Consider the following 21,300-nt stretch of genomic DNA (forward strand, 5'->3'; position numbering starts at 1 on the left):
CTGCCGGTCGTCCGGTAGCCGGGCAGAGCCTTTGAGAGCTGACGAGTGATGCAAGAGAGATGACATCGTCAGATGGGGCTCGGCCGTTTCTTGTCGTATGCGTGTTCGAAAGCTTCGCTGTCAGCTCGGCGGCTCAGCTCGGCGGATCAGCTCGGCCGATCAGCCCAGGGGCGAGTCGCTGATGCGGATGGCGACCGGTGTCGGGTCGTAGCCATTGCAGGGGTTGTTGAGCTGCGGGCAGTTGGAGAGCAGCACATAGACGTCACGCTCGGCGACCATCTCGACGTACTTGCCCGGGCCGGACAGGCCGTCCTCGAAGCTCAGGCCGCCATCGGCGGTGACCGGCACGTTCATGAAGAAGTTGATGTTGTGGCCGATGTCGCGCTTGGTCAGGTCGTACTTCGGGTAGCGGGCGATGGCCAGCATCCAGTTGTCACGACAGGAGTGCATGTGGCGCTTCTCCAGGTCGTAACGCACGGTGTTGGACTCGCTGGAGCAGGCGCCGCCCAGGGTGTCATGCCGACCGCAGGTATCGCCGGTGATGGTCAGCAGCGCCCGGCCACGGGTGGAATAGAGCACCGTGCCGGTGGTCAGGTAGACCTTGCCCTGCTCGCGCACGGTGTCCATCGCGCTGTAACGCTCGGCGGTGTCGTCGGCTGAGAAGAACAGGGTGTCGGCGGCCTGATTGCCATGCAGGTCGGTGATACGCAGGTGCTGGCCGGCGCGGACCAGGCCGATGAAGTGATCGCCGGCCTCGACGGTGCGCTCAAGCTCGCGCGGCTGCTGTGCGGGGTCGGCGTAGCTCAGCGGGGCGCCGTCCGTCGCGGCCGGGGTGTGGGCATGGGGGTGTTCAAGTGTCGAGGTGCACATTGGGATGTCCTTTGTCCCTGTCATCTGGGGCGTCGTTTCCAGTTGCCACGAGCCAGTCGGCGTGGCCTCCGTCTGCTGTCGGGGGACGCCTCAGCCCGCCAGGTGATAGAGCTGGTTGTTGGCGTAGGCGCGGGCATTCTCGGGGCGCGACAGATAGCAGGCGTCGTGCTCATCCATCGGCGTCGCGGTGCCGAAGGTCATGTCCACGCCGCGCAGCGGATAGTCCTCGGCGGGGTCCAGCGGATGCGGACAGGTGTGCAGCATGACGAGGGTGTCCATCTCGAAGCGCAGGGTGACGCTGTTGCCGGCGGCACAGTGGTCCGCGACGTAGTGCAGATTGGCGTCTTCATCGGCGCGCACGCGGGAGAACAGGTTGAGGTTGGCGCACAGGTCGCGCTCGCCCAGACCGTACTTGGCCATCTCGATCAGCAGGCTGTCGTGGCCGCTGGGCGTGAAGTCATTGAAGGCTTGCTGATAGGCCTTCTTGTGCCAGCCCTTGGCGGCGAAGTGGTGCTCCATCAGGTTGCCGCTGGCGCTGTCATGCCAGCCGAGATCGTCCTGGATGATGGAGGCGAAGATACGGCCCATGTCGGAATACAGGCAGTGGCCTTCGGTGAGGCGGAAGGTGTGCTGACCCTTGAGGGTATCCGGCAGATTGAGGCGCTCAAGCGTATCCAGCGGGTTGTACATCACCAGGCCGACATTGGCGTTGGCCTCGCTCGCGGTCAGCTTGAGCGCGCTGCCACGCGGCATGCGCATCGACCAGTGATGGCCGCCGGGCAGATGGGTCTTGTACTTTGCAGTAAAGCTCGCGGTAAAGCTGGTGCGGGCGGCGGTTGCGGCATCAAGCGGTATGTTCATTGAATTGGCCTCCGGTGAGAGTGGCTTGGGAAACGGAGTGGGCTGGTGTCGTCAGCGTTTCGTGCTCGCGCTCGAGCGTCGTCTGGTCAGAGCCTGGTGGGCGAGCACCCGGCTGGCGTGACGTCGTGTTGGCCTTGCTGCGCTCGGTGGGCAGGTCATAGGTGATGGTCGAGCCATAGGCCTGCGGGGCCTGCGCATCGACACGCACCTTGTCGAACACCCAGACGCGCGAGCCCAGCTCGAAGGCTTCCTTGAGGTCATGGGTGATCATGAAGATGGTCAGCTGCTGTTCTTCCCACAGGCGCAGGATCAGCTGGTGCATGTCCTTGCGGATGCCCGGGTCCAGCGCGCCGAAGGGCTCATCCAGCAGCAGGATGCGCGGCTTCATCATCAGCGCCTGGGCGATGGCGAGGCGCTGCTGCATGCCGCCGGACAGCTCATGCGGGTACTTGTCCAGTGCGTGGGACAGGCCGACTTCCGCCAGACGCGCTTCGGCGGCGACCCGGGCTTCACGGCGCTTGGCCCCGAACAGCTTGCCGGTCAGCGGGGCACGTGCCAGCTCCTCGGCCATGATCACGTTGCCCAGCACGGTGAGGTGCGGGAAGACGGAATACTTCTGGAAGACGATGCCGCGGTCCGGGCCCGGCTCGCCGGGGATGGGCTTGCCATCGAGCAGCAGCTCACCGCGCGAGACGCCCTCGGTGCCCAGCAGCAGCTTGAGGAAGGTGGTCTTGCCGCAACCGGAGGCGCCGACCAGGGTGATGAATTCTCCGGCCTCGACGGTCAGGTTCATGCGTTCCAGCACGACCTGCTGACCGTAGTGCTTCTCGAGGCCCTTGGCGTGGATCAGGCTCATGATTGGCTCTCCTCAGCGTGGTACCAGGGGAAGGCGCGGGTCGAGACGAGCACCAGCAGACGGTCGAGCAGGAAGGCCAGCAGCGTGATCCAGGCCACGTAGGGCAGGATGACGTCCATCGCCAGATAGCGGCGCACCAGGAAGATGCGATAGCCGAGGCCGTCCTGGGCGGCGATGGCTTCGGCGGCGATCAGGAACAACCAGGCGCTGCCGAGTGCCAGGCGCGTGGCGCTCAGAAGGCGCGGGGTCAGCTGGGGCAGCAGTACGCGGGTCAGCACCTGCCAGGAGCTGGCGCCCAGCGTCTGGGCCTTGATCAGCTGCTCATCGGGCAAGCGCAGGGCCTGATTCTGCAGGTCGCGAATCAGGAAGGGCGTGATGCCGATGACGATCAGCGCGATCTTGGCCAGCTCGCCGGTACCGAAGGCGATGAACAGGATCGGCAGGATCGCCATCGGCGGAATCAGGGACAGCACGGTGATCAGCGGTGACAGCTTGGCGCGCAGCAGCGGCAGGCCACCGGTGAGCAGGCCGACGGTCAGGCCGATCAGCGCACTGATCAGCACGCCGGCCACAGCGGCAGGTCGCCGGTGCGCACGTTGACCTCGGTGGCCAGTCGCGAGAACGACTCGCCCATGGCGGCAAAGGACGGCAGCAGTCGGTCATTCGGGTTGTCGAGCAGTCGCTGGTTGGACTGCACGATGTAGAGGATGGCCAGCAGCGCGAAGGGCAGGCCACCGAGCAGCCAGCGGCCACCACGGGAGGGTGTCAGATTGATCAGGCGTTTCATGCGCGGGATCCACGGGTGCGAACGAGGGTGCGGTCGAGGGAGGCGGTCGGTTCACGATCCGCGAGGCAGGCTGCCCCGCGGAGCGTGTGCGGCATCCACCGCGTGGCGTTACTGGCTGTCGGCCAGTGCGGCGGTGTAGCTCGGGTCGAAGCGCAGCATCACGTTGCCTTCATTGCCGATGACGCCGGCGGGGGTCTCGATACCGATGAAGCCGGCATCCGGGGCGCCTTCGCCCAACAGGCCCTGCGCGAAGCTGAAGTCGGCGATGTGCTGCATGGTGTCCTTGAGGCTCGGCGCATTGAAGGCGGCCACGGCCTCGGCGGGGGTGTAGTACATGTGGGTCGCGGCCAGCTGGGACTGATAGCCGGCGAGGTCGGTGCCGGCGGCATCGGCCATCTGGGAGAGGGCGGCTTCGTCACCGGCTTTCATCTTCTCCATCACCTCATACCAGGCACCGACCAGCGCGTGGCCGAAGTCCGGGTTGTCCTTCAGCGTCTGGGTGTTGACGACCATCAGGTCGAGAATCTCGCCGGGGATATCGCTGGAGTTGAAGACTTCGGTGTAGCCGGGCATCTCCTTGAGCGTGGCCAGCTGCGGGTTCCAGGTCACCACCGCCTGGGTGTCGGTGTTGCTGGCCAGCGCCACGATGTCGGCATCGCCGGTATTGGTGGTGGTGAGATCGCGCTCGCTCATGCCGACGCTGTCCAGCGCGCGTGCCAGCAGGTAGTGGGAGACACTGAACTGCACCAGATTGACCTCGCGGTCCTTCAGGGACTCGATGGAATCGCCATCGCGGACCATCACGCCGTCATTGCCATCGGAGTAGTCGCCCAGAATCAGCGCGGTGGAATCGACGCTGCTGGCGGCGGGGAGGGTGAGGGCGTCCATGTTGGTCATGGCGCAGCCATCGACATTGCCGGAGGTGTACTGATTGATGGACTCGACGTAATCGTTGACCTGCACTACATCGATATTGATGTCGTACTTCTTGGCCCACTTGTCGACGATGCCCTGGGTGTCCGCGTATTCCCACGGCATCCAGCCGGCATACACCGACCAGCACACGCTGAAGGAATCCTGCGCCATGGCCTGTGGGCTCAGCGATGCGCCAAGCAGCAGGGCGCCGGCCAGCGCAGCACGTCTGGAAGCGTTTCGGGAAACGGTAGATGAAGCAGATGAGACAGCAGCGGATGACACCTGGGCGCTGGCATCCGAGGGGGAAATCGCGGACTGGGAAAGGCGAGTGAGCTGGGTCATTGTCGTTATCTCCGGCGGAAAAAGTGAGAGGCGCCGACCTTTACAGGCTTTGCGTCTCCCGGGCTTTTGTCCCGCCGTGTAACCCCCAGCTTGGAGGTCGAGTGCTCTCGGACCAGTCGTGACGGCTATCAGCCAGTCACCGGAACCCTAGCGCTCCATTGGTGTAGATTTTCGATTGTTGTATGCCTATCGGTGCCTCGAGGAATGTCTAGCAGGAAGTGTGCCTAATTTTGTTTATGCATTAAATTCAATCGCTTGTGCGATATGGTTGTTGCTAAAAGTTGCGTTGCATTAGTTTTTTGCACTGGTTAGAAGCAGTTTTTAGGTAGTTGCACTAAAGTCGTGCATGACATTGGTTTATCTATAAGTCTATTGATTAGTTGAGCATGGTGAATGATTATTATATTCTGAGCTTTAATGTACACTAATCGTTAAAAGAGAGTGTTATATGTCTAATTACGACGTTGGCGGCATCGTTAAATTTTTTAAAATTAATGGGTTGCATGGGTATAAAGATCTGTCAATAGATTTTGCAGGTGAATCTACAGTATTAGTGGCAGAAAATGGTGTGGGCAAAACAACTTTACTTAGTATATTAAGCTCCACTCTCAAGCGTGAGATATACAAGTTAAATACATATGATTTTGATAGCATCGAGTGTCATTTTGCTAGTGTGAACGATGTTGTTGTAATTAAAAAGAAAGACCTTGCTCTAAATATTGGGGAAAAGACACTCGCTATTTTGAGCAATTTTTCAGAGGAAGTGTCAATACCACATGATACTATAATCGAATTTGTAATGACATCCTTTTCTGAATCGGACCCAATGTCTATTTTAGCGAATCCGATTGGTGATAAGCTATTCTCAGAAACTCATTATGATATTAGCGATCTGCATGAAAAACTTTGTATGATCTATAGTGAGATTGTAATCAGTGGGCATGCCTCTGTAACGTTTGAAGCTTTTAATATAATAAAAAGATGTGTGGGTGATACAGAGGTTATATATTTGCCCACGTACCGCCGTGTCGAGAGGCCGTTAAAGAAAGATAGAAGAAGATTTCACCAGAGAAGTAGGCGTAGCTTTGGGAATAAGTTCTCCACAAAGTTTAACTATAATAACGCTATACAAGATATGGGGTATGACGACATTGCATTTGGATTGGCCGATGTCGAGCAACAGCTAGGAGAGTTAACCAAGGAAATACAGAGAAGATCGAATTTTGAGTACGGTAAATTAAGTGCTCGTATGCTTGATGAACTTTTGGGTCCACGCGGGCCTGAAGTTAGTCATGAGTCAAAATTACCAGAATTAGATTCTCTAAAGAGATTTCTTAGTCGTGTACAGCGTCAAAGAGGCGGAGATGAGGGTATTATAAATAAAGTTGAAAGCTTATATGAGGAAGGAAGTAGTAACAGTGATGAAAAGTTCGTAAGATTTTTCTTGTCGAGACTCGGTGATGTTATCGCTCAAACTAAAGAAATTGAAGATAAAATCGAGCGATTTGTAGATGTGTGCAATGAGTACTTGCAGACTTCGAGTGATCAAAAGAAGCTACAGTTTGACCCAGATAATTTAAAAGTTAAAGTCACCGATACATGGGATCCAGATCAAGAAAGAGAAATTGACTTAGACGATCTATCATCTGGCGAAAAACAAATTATCTCTTTGATGTCTTATCTTTACCTAAATGACACTAATAAAATACTATTAATTGACGAGCCGGAGTTGTCTTTATCTATTGACTGGCAGAGAAAAGTCCTGCCTGATGTTATGTTAAGTGGTTCGGTGAGTCAGCTTTTGGCAATCACTCATTCTCCTTTTATATTTGAAAACGATTTGGATAGTAACGCTAGGGCTATGATTGTTAAACGTTCATCGGAGCTTAAAAATGACTAATAGCTTAGTTGAAAAGCTCAGGGACAGCCGTAGCTCTCCTAGCGTATTAAGAGATAAGCTCATCAGAGCGAAGGGTGGTCAGCATGATAAGATAATATTTGTATTTGAAGGTTTTGATGATGTAGGTGTTTATGAGGAATGGATTAAAAAAATTAATGATAACATCGAGTTTGAGCCTATACCAGGTAAGGGCAAGCGGCAGCTATTAGACTTGCATAAATCTTTGGTAGACAAGAATGATAAAAATATTTCGAATACTTTGTTTTTTGTAGATCACGATTTTGATAAAGATAACGAGTATGGGGATAACGTCTGTGTACTAAATGGATATTCAATTGAGAATTTTCTTTGTTCTAAATCTGTTTTAAATAGCTTGTTGAAAGATGAATATCGTTGTGCGGGCGAAGTGGATATTAGAGAAGATATTATTGCTAATTTTGAAAAATGTTATAATGACTTTTGCAAACATTTTTATGATATTAACTATTATATTTTCTCTGCGCGTAGAGAAAAAGTAGAAATAGTGAAAAAGCCGGAAAGAGTCACTAACTTTGTAAATGTGGAGGTCGATAAAATTACTCCAAAAGAATATAATGTTGAAGAAGTAGTTCTGTTCGGTGGAGCGGTAGATATTAGTAAGCATCAGCAGGATTACTCCTTGCTGTCGTCGATGTATTCAGTTCGAGGAAAGTATATATTGGATTTCTTTAAGAAATGGCTGGCAGCTTTAACTGATGATAGAAAATCTGCAAACTCAATATTGTTTAATCGTGATCTTCCTAAAATAACAGGTGAGCCACATTCGTTTGAGCTGAGAAGACTCGCCTCGGCTAGTGCACCGCCTGAGTCTGTGAATGTTTTTATTCAAAACTGGCTGCTGACTAAATTGTGAAAACCTGAAGGTGCCATAAGGTTTATTGTTGGATGGTGATTCTCTGTGTAAAGACCCCATCTCTTTAGGCTGGGGTCTTTGTGCGTAGGTGCCACTGAGTTCTACTACGTATTTCAATATCGATCTCCATTCAATACTGCATGCTTAACCTCTAGCTTATCGGGCTCTCACAATGCAGCGCGCGACTTTCCCAAGGGGTTGCCCTTGCCGCGGCGCATGGTTGCGCGATCCGGCGCGTCGTTTCGTTGTGCCTCTCACCAAAGTCTTATACGTTGGTGGTGCTTTATTAGCACATACAAAAACAACGGCTTGCTCCCGATTGCCCGTGTGGCTTCACACGAGGGGGAAGGGCAGCAGCGACAGACAAAGGACACACGATGACAGACGTAGTCGAGAAGGACCTGCAGGAGTCTTCTGTGGTTCAGGCAGTTGAGAAGGGCTCTCCATCATCGCGTTCGCGTCGTGGTTTCCTGGGCATGAGTGGGGCGGCAATTGCCGGGGCGGCGTTGGGTCAGTTCCTGCCGGGTATTCCCAGTGCCTTGGCCAAGGAGACGACACCTGCGGCGGAGGTGCTCAAGCCTTCCGCCAAGTCTCCAGTGCGACTCAATTACAACGAGAATGCGCTTGGTATGGCACCGTCTGCACAGCGTGCCGCAGCGGCATCCATCCCGCATTCCAATCGCTATCCCTTCGCCCATCTGGGCAAATTGCAGTCATTGGTGGCGACTCATCACAAGGTACCGAGCGAGAGCATTCTGTTCACGCCGGGCTCCTCGGATGCGATCCGTGCCAGTGTGCTGGCCCATGCGACTCCCGATACCCAGTTGGTGATCCCCGAGCTGACTTATGGCGATGGCGCCCTGTATGCCGGCTTCTATGACCTCGCCATTCGCAAGGTGCCGTCCTCGCGCGAGGACTGGTCATTCAAGATTTCCGACATGAAGCAGGCCGTGGCCGACCACTCCGGCCCCTCCATCGTCTATCTGGTGAATCCCAATAACCCGACCTCGACCATCATTTCCAGTGATGAACTGGAGGCCTGGGTCAACGACAGCCGCGACGACACGCTGTTCATCATCGATGAAGCCTACGCCGAATTCGTCAATGCCCCGGCCTTCCGCTCCGCCGATCATCTGATTGCTGGTGGTGCCAAGAACGTCCTGCTGCTGAAGACCTTCTCCAAGATTCACGCCATGGCAGGCCTGCGTGTCGGCTACGCCGTCGGCGATGTCGATCGTCTCGAGCATGTCTCCCACTACGTCGAAGACGATGCCATGACGCTGTCGTATCCCGGTGTGATGGCGGCGACGGCCTCCATGCAGTCACCGGAGTTTCTGGTCCACAGCAAGCAGAGCAACGATGAAGCGCGCGCCATCTTCACGGCGACGCTCGACGAGCTGGGCTGGGAGTATCTGCCGGGGCAGACCAACTTCGTCTTCCACCGTATCTCCAGGCCGCTGAAGGAATTCCAGACCGCGATGAAGGAACGCCACGTGCTGATCGGGCGTGCCTTCCCGCCGGCGGATGGCTGGTGTCGCATGTCACTCGGCACGCCGGAGGAGATGCACTATGTCGCCGCCGTACTGCGCGAAATGAAGGCCAAGGGCGTCGTCTAGTCGTGACGATTTCCCTTGTAGAAAGACGAAACGCCCGCCATTTGGCGGGCGTTTGCGTTTCAAGGCGGGATTGTCAGATCAGCTATTGCGCGTCAGGCGGGTGGCCAGCCACCAGCCCAGCAGCATCGTCACCAGAAAGCCTGCCAATGGCAGACTCATGGCGCTGCTGGAGACGATGGCGGGCCCGGGGCAGTAACCGCTCAGCCCCCAGCCGATACCGAACAGGGCCGCGCCGAGCAGCAGGCGGCCATCGATATCGCGACGCGTGGGCAGTTGGAAGCGCTCGCCCAGCAGGGGAGTGCCACGCCGCCAGACGAGGCGATAGCCGAGGAAGGTGGTGATGACGGCACCACCCAGCACGAAGATCAGCGTGGGGTCCCAGTCTCCGGCCACGTCGAGAAAGCCGACCACGCGCGCGGGGTCGGTCATGCCGCTGAGTGTCAGCCCGAGGCTGAAGACCAGCCCGGTAAGAAAGCCGATGACCGTTTTCATGGTGACTCCCCCAGCAGATGTTGGCTCACGAACACCGTCAGCATGGCGACAGCCACGAACACCACCGTGGCCACCAGCGAGCGGGGTGAGAGACGCGCGATACCGCAGACGCCATGACCACTGGTACAGCCGCCGCCGATGCCTGTTCCGATACCCACCAGCAGACCGGCGAACATCATGCTCAGCACCCCGCTGGCGGGATCGCCGATCAGCGCATCCGTGCTTGCGGCCACGTTGCCCCAGTCGAGATTGAGCAGCAAAAGCAGCAGCGGGCCGCTGATCAACCCGAGTACGAAGGCGAGACGCCAGCGGCGGTCCGGGCCTGATTCCAGCAGCGCGCCGCGCGTGATGCCGCTGATACCGGCGATACGTCCCAGAAAGGCCATCAGCATCACTGCCGAGAGACCGATCAAAACGCCACCGGCGAGTCCTTTCATGCTGCTTATCATGTCCATGTCGTTCATCCTCGTGTCGCGATCATCCTGCGGTGCGTCGATGATATGCTCGTGGCTGGCAAGCGCCAACCGGCTGTCTGGCCGCTTGGCTGTACGACAAGGACGCCGACCTTTCGATGGAGGGCACCGCAGGAGCACCATGAACGAACTGACCCAACGCCTGCGCACCTTTCTCAAGGTGGCGGAGCATCAGAGCTTCAATGTGGCGGCGCGGGAGCTGGATATCGCCAGTTCCACGGCGACGCGTCATGTCAATCATCTGGAGCGCCAGCTGGGCGAGCCGCTGCTGGTGCGCACCACGCGCCATGTACGGCTGTCGCCGGCCGGCGAGCGCGCCCTGATCCGCTTTCGCGCCATTCTGGCCGAGGTGGATCAACTGGAGGATGAGCTGGAAACGCTGAGCGAGCGGGTCGCGGGGCCGCTGCGCATCTCGGTGCCGTGGCGCTATTCACGCCTCTATCTGGCCCCGCTGGTGAGCGAGTTCATGCAGTGCTATCCCGAGGTGGCGCTGGATATCGTCAGCAGCGACCAGCGGGTGGACCTGGTCGAGGACCACTTCGACGTGGCCCTGCGCATCGGCCATCTGGAAGATTCGAGCCTGATCGCGCGCCATATCAGTGATCAGCGCTTCGTGCTGGCTGCCGCGCCGTCCTACCTCGCCGCCCAGCCGCCTATCCATCAGCCACAGGACCTGGAGCAGCACCGTCTGCTGACCTTCAGCTATACCACCGCCAATCATCACTGGCGGCTGGTGCAGGGCGATCGGGAGCATCGCATCTCGGTGCGCGCCCGCGCGCTGCGCACCAACAACGCCGACATTCTCACCCAGGCCGCGCTGGGGGGCGCCGGCGTGGTGGTGCAGCCGCTCTGGGCCATCCGGGAAGAGCTGGCAAGTGGCCGCCTGTTGCCGGTGCTGGAGGACTTTCAGGTCACTTCATCGGATTTCGACACCGGTATCCATGTCGTCTTCGCGCGCGAGAATCAGCACAACCCGCGCGTACGTGCCTGGGTCGACTTCCTGCTCGCCCGCCGCGAGCGGCTGTCCTGCTGACAAGCCCTGTGAACGACACGCAGGAAAACACGAAGGGCCCGGTCTCGAGAGATCGGGCCCTTCGTGTTTTCAGGCTGCGCGCTGGCTACTTACCAAGCAGCATCTACCAAGCGGTGCCTGGCCACTGCTCATCAGGCAGCCATCAATAGAGGATATCGCTGCGGATGATGTACTTGGCACCGTCGCGGATCGGCTCGCTGGCATGCACGCAGTGCTGCGGGTGCGAGCCATGCGGGAAGCACAGTACGCCACCCTTGGGCGTGGAGACCGATACCTTCTGGATATCATCCTGCGACTGGGCCGGCTTGCCGGGGTCGCGACGGCTGACCAGAAACTCGGTGCGCCCGCCGGTATAACCATCGCTGAGGAAGATGAGGAAGGTGTACTGGCTCATCAGGCCCGGATAGGCGTCCTGGACGATCTCGCCATTGATGACGCGACTGCCCGGCCAGGCACCATCGGTGTGCGGCTTGAAGAAGTCGCCGGCCTCGTAGCGATAGACGCGAAAGCGCGCATTGATGCCCTTGGCGCCTTCGCCCTGGATCTGCTCGGTCACCAGCGGCGCCGAACGCTGCCAGATGACCTGATCGACCGCTTCACTGACGACCCAGTTGACGTTGTGGTTGTGGCGTACCGAACGCGGCAGGGAGACGGGCGCATCTTCCTCGAAGCCCATTTCCTCCAGGGCGGCGACGAAGTTGTCGGCCTCGGCGGGTGTCAGCACATTGAGCAGCTGGAAGGCACCCGGGACACCCTCGACTTCCTGACGGACCACCTCTGGCGCCGCGTCGGCCTCGAAGAGATCAGACACGTCGCCGTTGTCGGTCCAGATGGGCAGGGGCGTGGGAGAGAAGCCGCGTTCGTGGCGGACGACATGGAAAGACAAGCTCATGGCAAAGCTCCTGAATGACGAAGAATGTGAGACGAGAATCTGGTGGCCGCCAAGCGGTGGCCGCCAGGCCTGCAAGGAGGGAGGCCTGGGCGACGGTCATCTGGTGGCGAGTGCCGATAAGGTCGGGCGAGGGGCGGGCGAGGGGCAGCAACCCGGATGGGCCAGGTGTCTGCCATCTCGACCGCGGCGCTCAGCCGCCACCAACCAGTCATTTTCAACCAGCCGCCACCGACCAGCCGTTATCAACCAGCGGCCGTGACACCTCAGTCGGGATAGCGGACCAATACCCGCGTCTCGAGACTGGTGCGTGTCGGCGCATCGTCGGGCGTATCGAGCAGCTCGGCCGCGGTATGCGCGACCGGCGGCTTGCCGGCGCTGTCGAAGGCATTGAAGACGATGGCTTCGTCGGGGCGCATCTGTGAGGCGAAGTACCAGCGGTGAGCCGGATTGTGCACGAGGCCCTGGATCTGGCCGCAGCGGTCCGGATAGAGGATGTCGATGTTGACCCAGTCCTCGTGTTGCACGCTCTGGGTATCGGCGAAGGCCAGCGGGTCACGTGCGACGGCCTGCTCGACCGGCTGCCAGACATTGACGATGCCGTAGTGGCCGCTCAGCCACTGCTCCGCCTGCTCGGGCGGGAGCAGATCGCGCACGCGCTGCGGTCCAGAGCGCGGCGAGTAGTCGACATGCACATGCTGCGCCGGCACGCGCTCACCCTCGAAGCCGCGCAGGGTGTGGTCGAACACCTGCACCTCACTGACGCCGAGCTGCTGCTTGAGCAATGCCTCGATGGCCGGTGTGTGCAGGCGATCGCGCACCTTGGCATCGCGCACATCGACGGCAAGTTCGGGCGTGTCGAGAAACAGCAGCCCCTGGCAGGCGAAGCTGGGCGGTGTGGCGCGCAGGTCCTGCAGCCTGACACCGCGGCGGTCATGCTCCGGCTCGATACGGCGACCGGTCTCGCCGTTCGGGTCCACCTTGATCTGCAGGCCTTCCGGGCGGTCGAGCTGATAATTGACGAACGCCATGAGGGTAGGGACGGGCGCTGACATGAACGAGACCTCCTTCACGATGGGTTGTCAGAGGATGCCGCAGGACAGGCACTCAGGCGGGTGCCTGCGGTGCCGAGTCCAGGAGGCTGGTTCACGAGGCTAGTGCACTGGCGCGGGCAGAAAAAGGCGCCTGTCGGCAATTGGTTATTGCACATATGGCAATAATCAAGCGCCGACCGACGCTCAATGCCCGCCGGACAGGTGCAGACCAGCGATGGACAGCACGATGACGCCGATGCAGGCCATGCGGCGAAACGAGAAGTGCTCGCGCCAGAACAGCACGCCGATGATGGCGCTGACCACGGTCCCGATGCCGGAGAACACGGCATAGGCGATGCCCAGACTGATGGTGTCCATGGCCAGATACAGCAGGCTCAAGGAGGAGCTGAAGCCCAGCGCGACCAGCAACACGCCCATGCGGCGGTGCTGATTGGCGTACTGGTTGAAACCGGTGACGCCGACGACTTCACAGCAGCCGGCGGCGATCAGATAGACCCAATCCATGACGTCACTCCTGGTCATTCACTGAGGGTGGTCTGCGGTGTGGCACTCGCGCGAGGCTGCTTGTCGGCAGGCGCGCTGGGGGCCGTCTTGAGCACGATGATGCCGATCAGCATCAGCACCACGAAGCCCAGCGTGGACCACTGGAATTCGAGATCGAAGAACAGCAGGTCAGCCACCACCGTCCCCACCGTGCCCAGGCCGACGAAGATGGCGTAGGTGGTGCTGGCGGGCAGTGTCTTGGCGATCTGGGTGACCAGACTCAGGCTGATGATGACCAGCAGCACCGTCAGTGCCCATTCCAGCGGACTGTCGGCGACTTTCAGGCCCGTGGCCCAGCCGATTTCGCACAGGGTCGAGATCAGGAAGTAGAGCGTGATGCGCATGGTGATCGGGTGTCCTTGTGGGGTGTCCTTGTGGGGTGTCGAGAAATACGGCGTTTCATTACCTGTGAGAGACCTGCGTTTCATCAATATCCAACAACCAATACCAGTCTATATGAGTTTTTGTTGATGTTTTGATGCAGGAAAAGGCGGAGGGAGCCCCTCCGCCTGTTGTCCCTCCACCTGCTGCCTGGCAAGTCGTTGGCGCAGCCTTGTTTGGCCAGAGCTCCTTTGAACAAGAGCCCCTTTGAACACGAGCCCTGGTGACCAGGAGCGTCAGGAGGCCAGCGGCGTGGTCGTCGCCTGAATGTCTGATTCCGCATCGGATGGTGTCGCGGCCTCGGCCGGCTGGGCCAGATAGGCTTCCAGCGAGTCATCCATCGCCTCCAGCCACGGCGTGTGATGCCTGGGCGCCAGAGTGCCGGTCATCAAGGAGCGATAGCCGTGATCGCGGAAGGTCATGATGTTCTCGTGCTTGTGATGCTCCCATTCCAGGAAGGTACGATTCACGCCATCGATATCGAAGCTCGGGTAGTCGGTCTCCTCGATCAGCGATTTCACGTAATCGCCCTGGAAGAGAATCATGTCCTCATCACTTTCCAGCGTTTCCTCGCGGGCCCGCCACGCCAGACTGTCTGCACGCATCGCGTCCAATGACGGCAGGGGCAGGGTGCCGAGAATCGCATCACGCACCCACCAGGCCTGGGCATCGAACATGTTGAAGGTGTACCACTGGTCCTGCATGCCGAGATAGAACAGGCGCGGATTCTCTTCCCACGCCACCCCCTTGTAGAGCCCCCGCGGCCACATGCGGTTCTGGGTCTTGAGGCGCAGCGACTCCTCGAGGAACGGGAAGTGGTGCAGATAGCCGGTGCACAGGATGATGGCATCGACGCGCTTGTGTCTGCCGTCACTGAAATAGGCGGTATCGCGATCGACCTTCACCAGCAGCGGCTTCTCTTCCCAGTTGTCCGGCCATTTGAAGCCCATCGGGGCGGTGCGATAGCTGGTGGTGATGCTGCGCGCACCATACTTGTAGCACTGCGAGCCGATGTCCTCGGCGGAATAGCTGCTGCCGAGCAACAGCAGGTCCTTGCCCTTGAATTCCAGTGCATCACGGAAGTCATGGGCATGCAGAATGCGGCCATTGAAGCTCGAGAAACCGGGGAATTCCGGCACATTAGGCGTCGAGAAATGCCCGGAGGCCACGATGACGTGATCGAATCTTTCGCTGGTCACCAGATCGAGCGCCTGGTCATGCACGCTGACCGTGAATTGCTGGCTGGCATCATCGAAGGTGACCTGGCGCACCGGGCAACCGAAGCGGATGTACTTGCGCACGCCGGCCTTCTCGACGCGACCCTTGATGTAGTCGAACAGCACCGCGCGCGGCGGATAGGAGGCGATAGGGCGCCCGAAATGTTCTTCAAAGGAGTAGTCGGCGAATTCGAGACATTCCTTGGGGCCATTCGACCACAGGTAGCGATACATGCTGCCGTGGACCGGCTCGCCGTGGGCATCCAGTCCGGTACGCCAGCTGTAATTCCACAGACCGCCCCAGTCATCCTGCTTTTCGTAACAGACAATCTCGGGAATCTCGATGCCCTTGTCGACGGCGGATTGAAAGGCACGCAATTGAGCCAGGCCACTGGGTCCTGCACCGATGATCGCGATACGTTGGGTCATGGATACCTTCCTGTTCTTGTTGTGTCTTCATGCGTTATCCGAGGCTTCAGGACGTGGTGACGTCGTGAAACACTGACAACGAAACAGGCTAGCGAGATGTGCTCCGGCTGCACATTGCTCGGAAAGGGTAGCCATAAAGGGGTACATCAGTTCATGTCTCAGTTCATGTCTCATTTCATGCGTCAGTCGATGGCGGTACGCCTGGAATATCCGAGGTGTCGACGGCGAAGATGATGCCCTCCACCGCCAAGGGCGTGCCATCCGGTGAATAGATGCCATGGCCCTTTTCCTGCACCCGGATGACCTCGCCTTTGCGATGGCGAATGCGATAGGCAAGGGTGAAGGGAGTGCGGGCCTCAAGGGCTGCCTGCACCTGATCCCACACGCGGTTGGCATCTTCGGGATGGATCATCTCGCCGTAGGTGAGGGAGGGATGGTCGAGCAGTTGCTGGGGGCTGAGGCCGGTGATGGCCAGGCAGCCGTCACTGATGTATTCCATCGACCAGTGGCGGTTGTTGCGCGCGCGATAGACCATCGCGGGCAGCCCCTTGATCAGCCGTGTCAGGCTGCGCAGGTTGGCGGCGTCGATCTGCTCCTGCTGCACGCGCTCGCTGATGTCATGCAGGGTGAGCGTGGCGGGCCAGGGCGAGGCCAGCGAGAGCGACTGGCTGCGCACTTCACACCAGCGATAGTGGTGGTCCGCCCCCATGATGCGCAATCGCCAGCAGTCAGGGCGTTCGCGGCGCGAAACGTGGCGGGCGAGCATGTCCCAGCGCGATTGATCCGCGGGGTGCAGGGCATCGCGCAGGCGCTGCGCTGCCGTGCCGTGCCCGTCCGCTCGAGTGGCGGGTGGCATGTCTTCCCGTAGGTCGCGCGATTCGTGTCCGCTCAGGGACTGCCAGCCGCGCGAGGCATACAGCAGCGTACTGTCGGCATTCACCACCAGCACGGCATCACTCAGCCCATCGAGAATCGCCTGTGCGCTGAAGGGCGAGGCAGTCGAGGCGGGCGAGGCAATCGAGGCGGAGGCGAACTGTTCGAGAAAGCGCATCATCGCAGGCTCTCCTTTTTGGCCCGGGTCGTATCCTGTTCGGCGCCTGTCGCGTCCTCGGCGAGCGCTCGGCTGGCATCGCTCGCGGGCGTCAGCGGGTGAGCGTAGACCCAGGCGGCCAGCTCCAGTCGCGAATGCAGGTTCAGCTTGCGCAGCAGATTCTTGACGTAGACCTTCACCGTGCTGTCACTGATGCCCAGCTCGCGGGCAATCAGCTTGTTGCTGAGGCCGCGCCCGATCCATTTGAGGGTATCGCGTTCACGCTCGGTCAGGCCTTCGTACCATTCAGGTGCCTTGGGCCAGTCAGCTGCCGTGGGCCAGTCAGGTGTCGTGGGTCGGTCGAGAGCGGCGGCCCCGTCGAGCGTGGGGCCAGCAGGGGGATTCGCCACAGCTGGCAGCGCCTCAGTCTGCTCCTGCTCCTGTTTATGCTGCTGTTTATGTGTCTGTGCTTGCGAGTGTTGTTCGCGCTGGCGGTGGTCCTGCTGCAGACGCCGGGCGAGCAGCAGCAAGGTCTCTTCCTCCAGCCCCAGCTTGCCGTCGATCACGGCCTGCAGGCGCTCGAGAATGCGTTCGGGGTCGGTGTCCTTCATCAGGTAGCCATCCGCCCCTTGCTGGATGGCATCCAACAGGTGGCGGCTGTCATCGGAGGCGGTCAGCAGCACTACCTTGAGAGTGGCATCACGCTGCTTGAGATGGCGCATCAGGGTCAGGCCATCGAGCTGCGGCATCTGCCAGTCGACGATCACCAGCTCCGGGGCCAGGGTGGGCAGGGCGTCGAGCAGATCGGTGCCGTCATCGAAGTCGGCCACGACCTCGAACAGGCCACCTTCACTCAAAAGCTCAGCCAGCCCACGCCGAAACAGCGGATGGTCGTCGACGAGCACGACTCGTGTCGGGGGTGTCGAGGGTGTCTGGTGTGTCGAGGGCATCTGGCGAGTCACGGTCATGTGTCGTGGCGCTCCCAGCTCAGTATCACGCGGGTACCGCCATGGCGGGGTTGGGTGATGGCGAAGTCGGCCCCGAGCTGGCGTGCGCGATCCTGCATGATGCCCAGCCCGAAATGGGCGGGGGCGACGTCGGCGGGGTCAAAGCCGCAGCCGTTGTCCTCGATGGTCAGCAACACCCGCTCCGCTGGCTGAGGCCCTGAAGATTGATGAGGCCCTGAAGACTGATAGAGCAATTGCAGGCGCAGGTGGGGGGCTCGAGCATGGCGCACGCTGTTGGTCATCGCTTCGCGCACGATGAACATCACCTGCAGGGCCTGGGCATCGGGGAGGTGCAGCGACTGGATGCGGTTGTCGAGCTCGAACACCATGCCTGAGCGTGTCTCGAATTCCTCGATCAAGTTGTCGGGTAAGCGGATTAAATGGTTGATCTTACCTTTGCATGAGAGTGAGACAGACCGGCATCTCATCGGATTATCTGGTTGATGCTTCACCTACTGCTGGTGCATGTTTCCTTCGCTAATTCCAGCAAGAACCCCACACGCCTCAACTTCCCGGTCATCGTTGCAACTCGCTCTCAGTGAAACGAGTTGTTTCTCAAGCGCTTGCAGAGCGGTTATCTGCGACCGCACATGAGAGATGTGATCATCGAGCAAGGTGTTGACGGCGGTACAAGGCTGATGAGGGTCGTCCTGATAGCTCTGTAGTTCGTGAATCTCAGCCAGTGACAGGCCCAGGATTCTGCAGCGACGGATGAAGGCCAGCCCCTCACCATGCTTCTCGGTATAGACACGGTAACCGTTGTCCTGCCGATCAGGCGGCGGCAACAAGCCCTGCTGTTCATAGAAGCGGATCGTCTGTGTTTCGACCCCTACCAACTGCGCCAACTGACCAATGCGCATCAGCCTCCTCCCCAACGGATTCTTTACTCTATTGACCTTATAGTAGCTTTATAGTTTTAAATGGTACCACAACATTGTTCAAGTGGAGTCGTATCATGAGCAAATCCTGTGGTGGCGCCCGTGGCGGTGATGCAACGTCCGCAGCGGATACCGATATACAGGCCTCCTCCGAGGCGCCAGGGAGATGGGTCAGTGTTTATGCCGTGCCGAAGATGGACTGTCCATCAGAAGAACGAATGATTCGCCTAGCCCTGAACGGCTTTGAGGAGATTCGGGCGCTGTCCTTCGACTTGTCGAACCGCCGGCTGAAGGTCGTGCATGACGGCGAGGTCGAGCCCGTCACCTCGAAACTGAAGACCTTGGGGCTAGGCGCCTCGCTTCAGGAAACCGTCGCTGCAAATCCGGAGACCATCAAGGCCGCCGAGTTTTCGGCAGCTTCTGCTAAGCAAGAATCCGGGACCCTGCGCTGGTTGCTCGGCATCAATGCACTTCTGTTCGTGGTGGAAATGACTGCCGGTCTGATCGCCCGGTCCACCGGCCTGATTGGAGAATCCCTGGACAATTTTGCCGATGCGGCGGTGTACGGGCTTGCCCTTTATGCGGTTGGACATAGCGTGAAAATGCAGGTACGTGCCGCGCATCTTGCTGGTGTACTGCAACTGATCTTGGCTGTGGGCGTGCTCGTAGAGGTGGTGAGACGCTTTGTATTCGGTAGTGAGCCTGAATCGCTGGTGATGATGGCTATCGCATTCGTCGCATTGATTGCCAATACCAGTTGTCTGCTGCTCATATCCAAACATCGGGAAGGCGGGGCGCACATGAAGGCAAGCTGGATATTCTCGGCCAACGACGTGGTGATCAACCTGGGGGTCATCACCGCCGGCGCCCTGGTCGCGTGGACCGGTTCCAATTATCCGGATCTGATTATCGGCACCATCGCGGGGGGCATTGTACTTAACGGTGCCAGACGCATTTTGGCGTTGAAGGGTTAAATAATGCTCATTATTGGCAAAAAGCTCTCACCGTATGCCCTATTGTCCATATCGGGCCTGCTGGCAGCGTCTGATCAGGCTGTAAAGTGGCTGGTGCAGCAATCAATGGCCTATGGCGAGTATGTTTCGGTGACCCCGTTCTTTAACTGGGTGCACCTATGGAACACCGGTGCCGCATTCAGTCTTTTTGCGAATGGTGGAGGCTGGCAGCGCTACTTTTTTATCGGAATCGCGGTAGTGGTCTCGATTTTTCTGATCAAGCTGATCCTTGAAAATCGTCATAAAGGAGAAGCCATCGCTTACAGTCTTATCCTCGGTGGCGCCATGGGCAACCTGATTGACCGGGTCTTTCGCGGCTATGTTGTGGATTCCTTTGATTTCTATTGGCGAGACTGGCATTGGCCGGCCTTCAACCTGGCTGATATTGCAATTGTCCTCGGTGCCTTACTTTTCGTTTCCAGCAGCTTGTTGGGTAAAAAAGCAAACACCAATGCCGAGTCGGATGGATCTGACTGACACCTACGCCTATACAACACCATGACCGAACTTCCCGACAACATCCTTCACCTGCCGCAATACCAAGTACTGGGCTGCAAATCAACCGACGACGAAATGCACTTCCAGGTGGACGTGCCCGATCCCATCGCCTGCGAGGAATGCGGCGTGCAGGGTGAGTTCGTACGGTTCGGCAAGCGTGACGTTCCCTATCGTGATCTGCCCATCCACGGCAAGCGGGTCACTCTCTGGGTGGTCCGCCGCCGATACACCTGCCGGGCCTGCAAGACAACATTCAGGCCCCAGCTACCGGAGATGGTGGACGGATTCCGTATGACACTGCGGCTGCATGAGTACGTGGAGAAGGAATCCTTCAACCACCCCTACACCTTTGTGGCGGCACAGACCGGCCTGGACGAGAAGACGGTGCGCGACATCTTCAACGCCCGCGCCGAGTTCCTGGGGCGCTGGCACCGCTTCGAGACGCCCCGCATCCTGGGCATTGACGAGCTATACCTGAACAAGCGCTACCGCTGCATTCTGACCAACATTGAGGAGCGAACCCTGCTCGACCTGCTGGCCACCCGCCGCCAGGACGTGGTGACCAACTACCTGATGAAGCTGAAAGACCGGCAGAAGGTCGAGATCGTCAGCATGGACATGTGGAACCCCTACCGGGCAGCGGTCAAGGCTGTGCTGCCCCAGGCCCGTATCGTGGTCGATAAGTTCCATGTGGTGCGCATGGCCAACGATGCCCTAGAGAGAGTGCGCAAGGGCCTCAGAAAGGAGCTGAAACCGTCCCAGAGCCGGACTCTCAAGGGAGACCGGAAAATCCTGCTGAAACAAGCTCACGAAGTCTCAGACCGGGAGCGCCTCATCATGGAGACCTGGACAGGCGCGTTCCCGCAACTGCTGGCCGCCTACGAGCACAAGGAGCGCTTCTACGGCATCTGGGACGCCACCACACGGCTCCAGGCAGAAGCCGCCCTGGACGAGTGGATAGCCACCATCCCGAAGGGCCAAAAGGAAGTCTGGAGCGATCTGGTCAGGGCAGTGGGAAACTGGCGCGAAGAGACCATGACCTACTTCGAGACGGACATGCCCGTCACCAACGCTTACACGGAGTCCATCAACCGACTGGCCAAGGACAAGAACCGTGAAGGGCGCGGTTACTCCTTCGAGGTGATGCGGGCACGAATGCTCTACACCACGAAGCACAAGAAGAAGGCACCGACTGCGAAGGTCTCTCCTTTCTACAAGAAAACCATCGGTTACGGACTGCCGGACTTCGCAGAGGAACTCAACTACGGAGTCGATCTATCAACCATCTGAGGGTGGTATCAGATTGATGGGGTGAAGGTGCCC

22 protein-coding genes, 1 pseudogene and 1 riboswitch are annotated in these 21,300 nt (G+C 58.8%); of the genes and pseudogenes, 7 read left to right on the forward strand and 16 right to left on the reverse strand.

All coding sequences use genetic code 11. The features are described from left to right. Positions 1-159: 159 nt before the first annotated feature. The 5 genes and pseudogenes from LCW13_RS07305 to LCW13_RS07325 all read right to left on the reverse strand — a co-directional run bounded on the left by LCW13_RS07305 (position 160) and on the right by LCW13_RS07325 (position 4,631). Complete coding sequence (locus LCW13_RS07305; protein ID WP_084589286.1) at positions 160-870, reverse strand: urea amidolyase associated protein UAAP2; 711 nt, start codon at positions 868-870, stop codon at positions 160-162. Between the two features lie 90 nt (positions 871-960). Continuing rightward, a complete protein-coding gene (locus LCW13_RS07310) occupies positions 961-1,731 on the reverse strand; it encodes an urea amidolyase associated protein UAAP1 (protein WP_213114920.1) in 771 nt (256 codons plus the stop codon). Continuing rightward, a complete protein-coding gene (locus tag LCW13_RS07315) occupies positions 1,715-2,587 on the reverse strand; it encodes an ABC transporter ATP-binding protein (RefSeq protein ID WP_084589284.1) in 873 nt (290 codons plus the stop codon). Before LCW13_RS07315 ends, LCW13_RS07310 begins: the two co-directional genes overlap by 17 nt. Continuing rightward, positions 2,584-3,374, reverse strand: a pseudogene (locus LCW13_RS07320) (ABC transporter permease). Before LCW13_RS07320 ends, LCW13_RS07315 begins: the two are co-directional and overlap by 4 nt. A gap of 108 nt (positions 3,375-3,482) precedes the next feature. Next, entirely contained in the window at positions 3,483-4,631 is a 1,149-nt protein-coding gene (locus LCW13_RS07325) for a putative urea ABC transporter substrate-binding protein (RefSeq protein ID WP_225347920.1), read from the reverse strand. 53 nt (positions 4,632-4,684) lie between these two features. After that, a riboswitch (guanidine-I (ykkC/yxkD leader) is annotated at positions 4,685-4,793 on the reverse strand. Between the two features lie 286 nt (positions 4,794-5,079). Here LCW13_RS07325 and LCW13_RS07330 point away from each other — a divergent pair. The 3 genes from LCW13_RS07330 to LCW13_RS07340 all read left to right on the forward strand — a co-directional run bounded on the left by LCW13_RS07330 (position 5,080) and on the right by LCW13_RS07340 (position 9,039). Beyond that, positions 5,080-6,531 carry an AAA family ATPase gene (locus tag LCW13_RS07330; protein ID WP_225347921.1) on the forward strand — a complete coding sequence of 484 codons (1,452 nt, stop codon included), beginning with the start codon at positions 5,080-5,082 and terminating at the stop codon, positions 6,529-6,531. Then, entirely contained in the window at positions 6,524-7,423 is a 900-nt protein-coding gene (locus LCW13_RS07335) for a DUF4435 domain-containing protein (RefSeq protein WP_225347922.1), read from the forward strand. The genes LCW13_RS07330 and LCW13_RS07335 overlap by 8 nt, the downstream gene beginning before the upstream one ends. A gap of 377 nt (positions 7,424-7,800) precedes the next feature. Then, on the forward strand, positions 7,801-9,039 hold the full coding sequence (locus tag LCW13_RS07340; protein WP_225347923.1) for a pyridoxal phosphate-dependent aminotransferase: 1,239 nt from the start codon (positions 7,801-7,803) through the stop codon (positions 9,037-9,039). Between the two features lie 78 nt (positions 9,040-9,117). Here LCW13_RS07340 and LCW13_RS07345 read toward each other — a convergent pair whose 3' ends face one another. Both LCW13_RS07345 and LCW13_RS07350 read right to left on the reverse strand, forming a co-directional pair. Beyond that, complete coding sequence (locus tag LCW13_RS07345; RefSeq protein WP_043332231.1) at positions 9,118-9,531, reverse strand: DUF6691 family protein; 414 nt, start codon at positions 9,529-9,531, stop codon at positions 9,118-9,120. Continuing rightward, complete coding sequence (locus LCW13_RS07350) at positions 9,528-9,986, reverse strand: YeeE/YedE family protein (RefSeq protein WP_225347924.1); 459 nt, start codon at positions 9,984-9,986, stop codon at positions 9,528-9,530. The genes LCW13_RS07345 and LCW13_RS07350 overlap by 4 nt, the downstream gene beginning before the upstream one ends. A 139-nt stretch (positions 9,987-10,125) precedes the next feature. Here LCW13_RS07350 and LCW13_RS07355 point away from each other — a divergent pair, with 139 nt between their 5' ends. Further along, positions 10,126-11,037, forward strand: a complete 912-nt coding sequence (locus LCW13_RS07355) for a LysR family transcriptional regulator (protein WP_165873919.1) — start codon at positions 10,126-10,128, stop codon at positions 11,035-11,037. A gap of 142 nt (positions 11,038-11,179) precedes the next feature. Here the strand turns inward: LCW13_RS07355 and LCW13_RS07360 are convergent, their stop codons facing one another. The 9 genes from LCW13_RS07360 to cadR all read right to left on the reverse strand — a co-directional run bounded on the left by LCW13_RS07360 (position 11,180) and on the right by cadR (position 18,448). Next, positions 11,180-11,929 carry a 2OG-Fe(II) oxygenase family protein gene (locus tag LCW13_RS07360; RefSeq protein WP_225347925.1) on the reverse strand — a complete coding sequence of 250 codons (750 nt, stop codon included), beginning with the start codon at positions 11,927-11,929 and terminating at the stop codon, positions 11,180-11,182. A 263-nt stretch (positions 11,930-12,192) separates the two neighbouring features. Next, positions 12,193-12,981: a CmcJ/NvfI family oxidoreductase gene (locus tag LCW13_RS07365; protein ID WP_225347926.1), complete on the reverse strand. Its 789-nt coding sequence runs from the start codon at positions 12,979-12,981 to the stop codon at positions 12,193-12,195. Positions 12,982-13,164: 183 nt separating this feature from the next. After that, complete coding sequence (locus LCW13_RS07370) at positions 13,165-13,485, reverse strand: DMT family transporter (RefSeq protein WP_043332225.1); 321 nt, start codon at positions 13,483-13,485, stop codon at positions 13,165-13,167. 14 nt (positions 13,486-13,499) lie between these two features. After that, complete coding sequence (locus tag LCW13_RS07375) at positions 13,500-13,952, reverse strand: DMT family transporter (protein WP_084589279.1); 453 nt, start codon at positions 13,950-13,952, stop codon at positions 13,500-13,502. A 189-nt stretch (positions 13,953-14,141) separates the two neighbouring features. Next, positions 14,142-15,551 carry an NAD(P)-binding domain-containing protein gene (locus LCW13_RS07380; protein WP_225347927.1) on the reverse strand — a complete coding sequence of 470 codons (1,410 nt, stop codon included), beginning with the start codon at positions 15,549-15,551 and terminating at the stop codon, positions 14,142-14,144. A 175-nt stretch (positions 15,552-15,726) separates the two neighbouring features. Beyond that, on the reverse strand, positions 15,727-16,605 hold the full coding sequence (locus tag LCW13_RS07385) for a PAS domain-containing protein (RefSeq protein WP_225347928.1): 879 nt from the start codon (positions 16,603-16,605) through the stop codon (positions 15,727-15,729). Continuing rightward, positions 16,602-17,549: a response regulator transcription factor gene (locus tag LCW13_RS17470; protein WP_318527681.1), complete on the reverse strand. Its 948-nt coding sequence runs from the start codon at positions 17,547-17,549 to the stop codon at positions 16,602-16,604. The genes LCW13_RS07385 and LCW13_RS17470 overlap by 4 nt, the downstream gene beginning before the upstream one ends. Then, positions 17,546-17,947, reverse strand: coding sequence for a sensor histidine kinase (locus tag LCW13_RS07400; RefSeq protein WP_225347929.1), 402 nt, complete (start codon positions 17,945-17,947; stop codon positions 17,546-17,548). Before LCW13_RS07400 ends, LCW13_RS17470 begins: the two co-directional genes overlap by 4 nt. A 93-nt stretch (positions 17,948-18,040) precedes the next feature. Then, positions 18,041-18,448 carry a Cd(II)/Pb(II)-responsive transcriptional regulator gene (gene cadR / locus LCW13_RS07405; RefSeq protein ID WP_007148576.1) on the reverse strand — a complete coding sequence of 136 codons (408 nt, stop codon included), beginning with the start codon at positions 18,446-18,448 and terminating at the stop codon, positions 18,041-18,043. A 95-nt stretch (positions 18,449-18,543) separates the two neighbouring features. Between cadR and LCW13_RS07410 the strand changes: the two genes are divergently transcribed. The 3 genes from LCW13_RS07410 to LCW13_RS07420 are packed head-to-tail and all read left to right on the forward strand — an operon-like array spanning position 18,544 to position 21,267. Further along, positions 18,544-19,440, forward strand: a complete 897-nt coding sequence (locus LCW13_RS07410) for a cation transporter (protein WP_225347930.1) — start codon at positions 18,544-18,546, stop codon at positions 19,438-19,440. Positions 19,441-19,443: 3 nt separating this feature from the next. Further along, a complete protein-coding gene (gene lspA / locus LCW13_RS07415; RefSeq protein ID WP_003821921.1) occupies positions 19,444-19,956 on the forward strand; it encodes a signal peptidase II in 513 nt (170 codons plus the stop codon). Between the two features lie 21 nt (positions 19,957-19,977). After that, on the forward strand, positions 19,978-21,267 hold the full coding sequence (locus tag LCW13_RS07420; protein WP_225347931.1) for an ISL3-like element ISPpu12 family transposase: 1,290 nt from the start codon (positions 19,978-19,980) through the stop codon (positions 21,265-21,267). The last annotated feature ends 33 nt before the right edge of the window (positions 21,268-21,300 follow it).

It is taken from the genome of Cobetia amphilecti (genome assembly GCF_020217465.1).
Lineage (GTDB): Bacteria > Pseudomonadota > Gammaproteobacteria > Pseudomonadales > Halomonadaceae > Cobetia > Cobetia amphilecti.

What these genes read in the sequence shown, in the direction of transcription:
- LCW13_RS07305 (WP_084589286.1), bottom strand. Translation starts at nt 870, where the DNA reads ATGTGCACCTCGACACTTGAACACCCCCATGCCCACACCCCGGCCGCG.
- LCW13_RS07310 (WP_213114920.1), bottom strand. Translation starts at nt 1,731, where the DNA reads ATGAACATACCGCTTGATGCCGCAACCGCCGCCCGCACCAGCTTTACC.
- LCW13_RS07315 (WP_084589284.1), bottom strand. Translation starts at nt 2,587, where the DNA reads ATGAGCCTGATCCACGCCAAGGGCCTCGAGAAGCACTACGGTCAGCAG.
- LCW13_RS07325 (WP_225347920.1), bottom strand. Translation starts at nt 4,631, where the DNA reads ATGACCCAGCTCACTCGCCTTTCCCAGTCCGCGATTTCCCCCTCGGAT.
- LCW13_RS07330 (WP_225347921.1), top strand. Translation starts at nt 5,080, where the DNA reads ATGTCTAATTACGACGTTGGCGGCATCGTTAAATTTTTTAAAATTAAT.
- LCW13_RS07335 (WP_225347922.1), top strand. Translation starts at nt 6,524, where the DNA reads ATGACTAATAGCTTAGTTGAAAAGCTCAGGGACAGCCGTAGCTCTCCT.
- LCW13_RS07340 (WP_225347923.1), top strand. Translation starts at nt 7,801, where the DNA reads ATGACAGACGTAGTCGAGAAGGACCTGCAGGAGTCTTCTGTGGTTCAG.
- LCW13_RS07345 (WP_043332231.1), bottom strand. Translation starts at nt 9,531, where the DNA reads ATGAAAACGGTCATCGGCTTTCTTACCGGGCTGGTCTTCAGCCTCGGG.
- LCW13_RS07350 (WP_225347924.1), bottom strand. Translation starts at nt 9,986, where the DNA reads ATGGACATGATAAGCAGCATGAAAGGACTCGCCGGTGGCGTTTTGATC.
- LCW13_RS07355 (WP_165873919.1), top strand. Translation starts at nt 10,126, where the DNA reads ATGAACGAACTGACCCAACGCCTGCGCACCTTTCTCAAGGTGGCGGAG.
- LCW13_RS07360 (WP_225347925.1), bottom strand. Translation starts at nt 11,929, where the DNA reads ATGAGCTTGTCTTTCCATGTCGTCCGCCACGAACGCGGCTTCTCTCCC.
- LCW13_RS07365 (WP_225347926.1), bottom strand. Translation starts at nt 12,981, where the DNA reads ATGTCAGCGCCCGTCCCTACCCTCATGGCGTTCGTCAATTATCAGCTC.
- LCW13_RS07370 (WP_043332225.1), bottom strand. Translation starts at nt 13,485, where the DNA reads ATGGATTGGGTCTATCTGATCGCCGCCGGCTGCTGTGAAGTCGTCGGC.
- LCW13_RS07375 (WP_084589279.1), bottom strand. Translation starts at nt 13,952, where the DNA reads ATGAAACGCAGGTCTCTCACAGGTAATGAAACGCCGTATTTCTCGACA.
- LCW13_RS07380 (WP_225347927.1), bottom strand. Translation starts at nt 15,551, where the DNA reads ATGACCCAACGTATCGCGATCATCGGTGCAGGACCCAGTGGCCTGGCT.
- LCW13_RS07385 (WP_225347928.1), bottom strand. Translation starts at nt 16,605, where the DNA reads ATGATGCGCTTTCTCGAACAGTTCGCCTCCGCCTCGATTGCCTCGCCC.
- LCW13_RS17470 (WP_318527681.1), bottom strand. Translation starts at nt 17,549, where the DNA reads ATGACCGTGACTCGCCAGATGCCCTCGACACACCAGACACCCTCGACA.
- cadR (WP_007148576.1), bottom strand. Translation starts at nt 18,448, where the DNA reads ATGCGCATTGGTCAGTTGGCGCAGTTGGTAGGGGTCGAAACACAGACG.
- LCW13_RS07410 (WP_225347930.1), top strand. Translation starts at nt 18,544, where the DNA reads ATGAGCAAATCCTGTGGTGGCGCCCGTGGCGGTGATGCAACGTCCGCA.
- lspA (WP_003821921.1), top strand. Translation starts at nt 19,444, where the DNA reads ATGCTCATTATTGGCAAAAAGCTCTCACCGTATGCCCTATTGTCCATA.
- LCW13_RS07420 (WP_225347931.1), top strand. Translation starts at nt 19,978, where the DNA reads ATGACCGAACTTCCCGACAACATCCTTCACCTGCCGCAATACCAAGTA.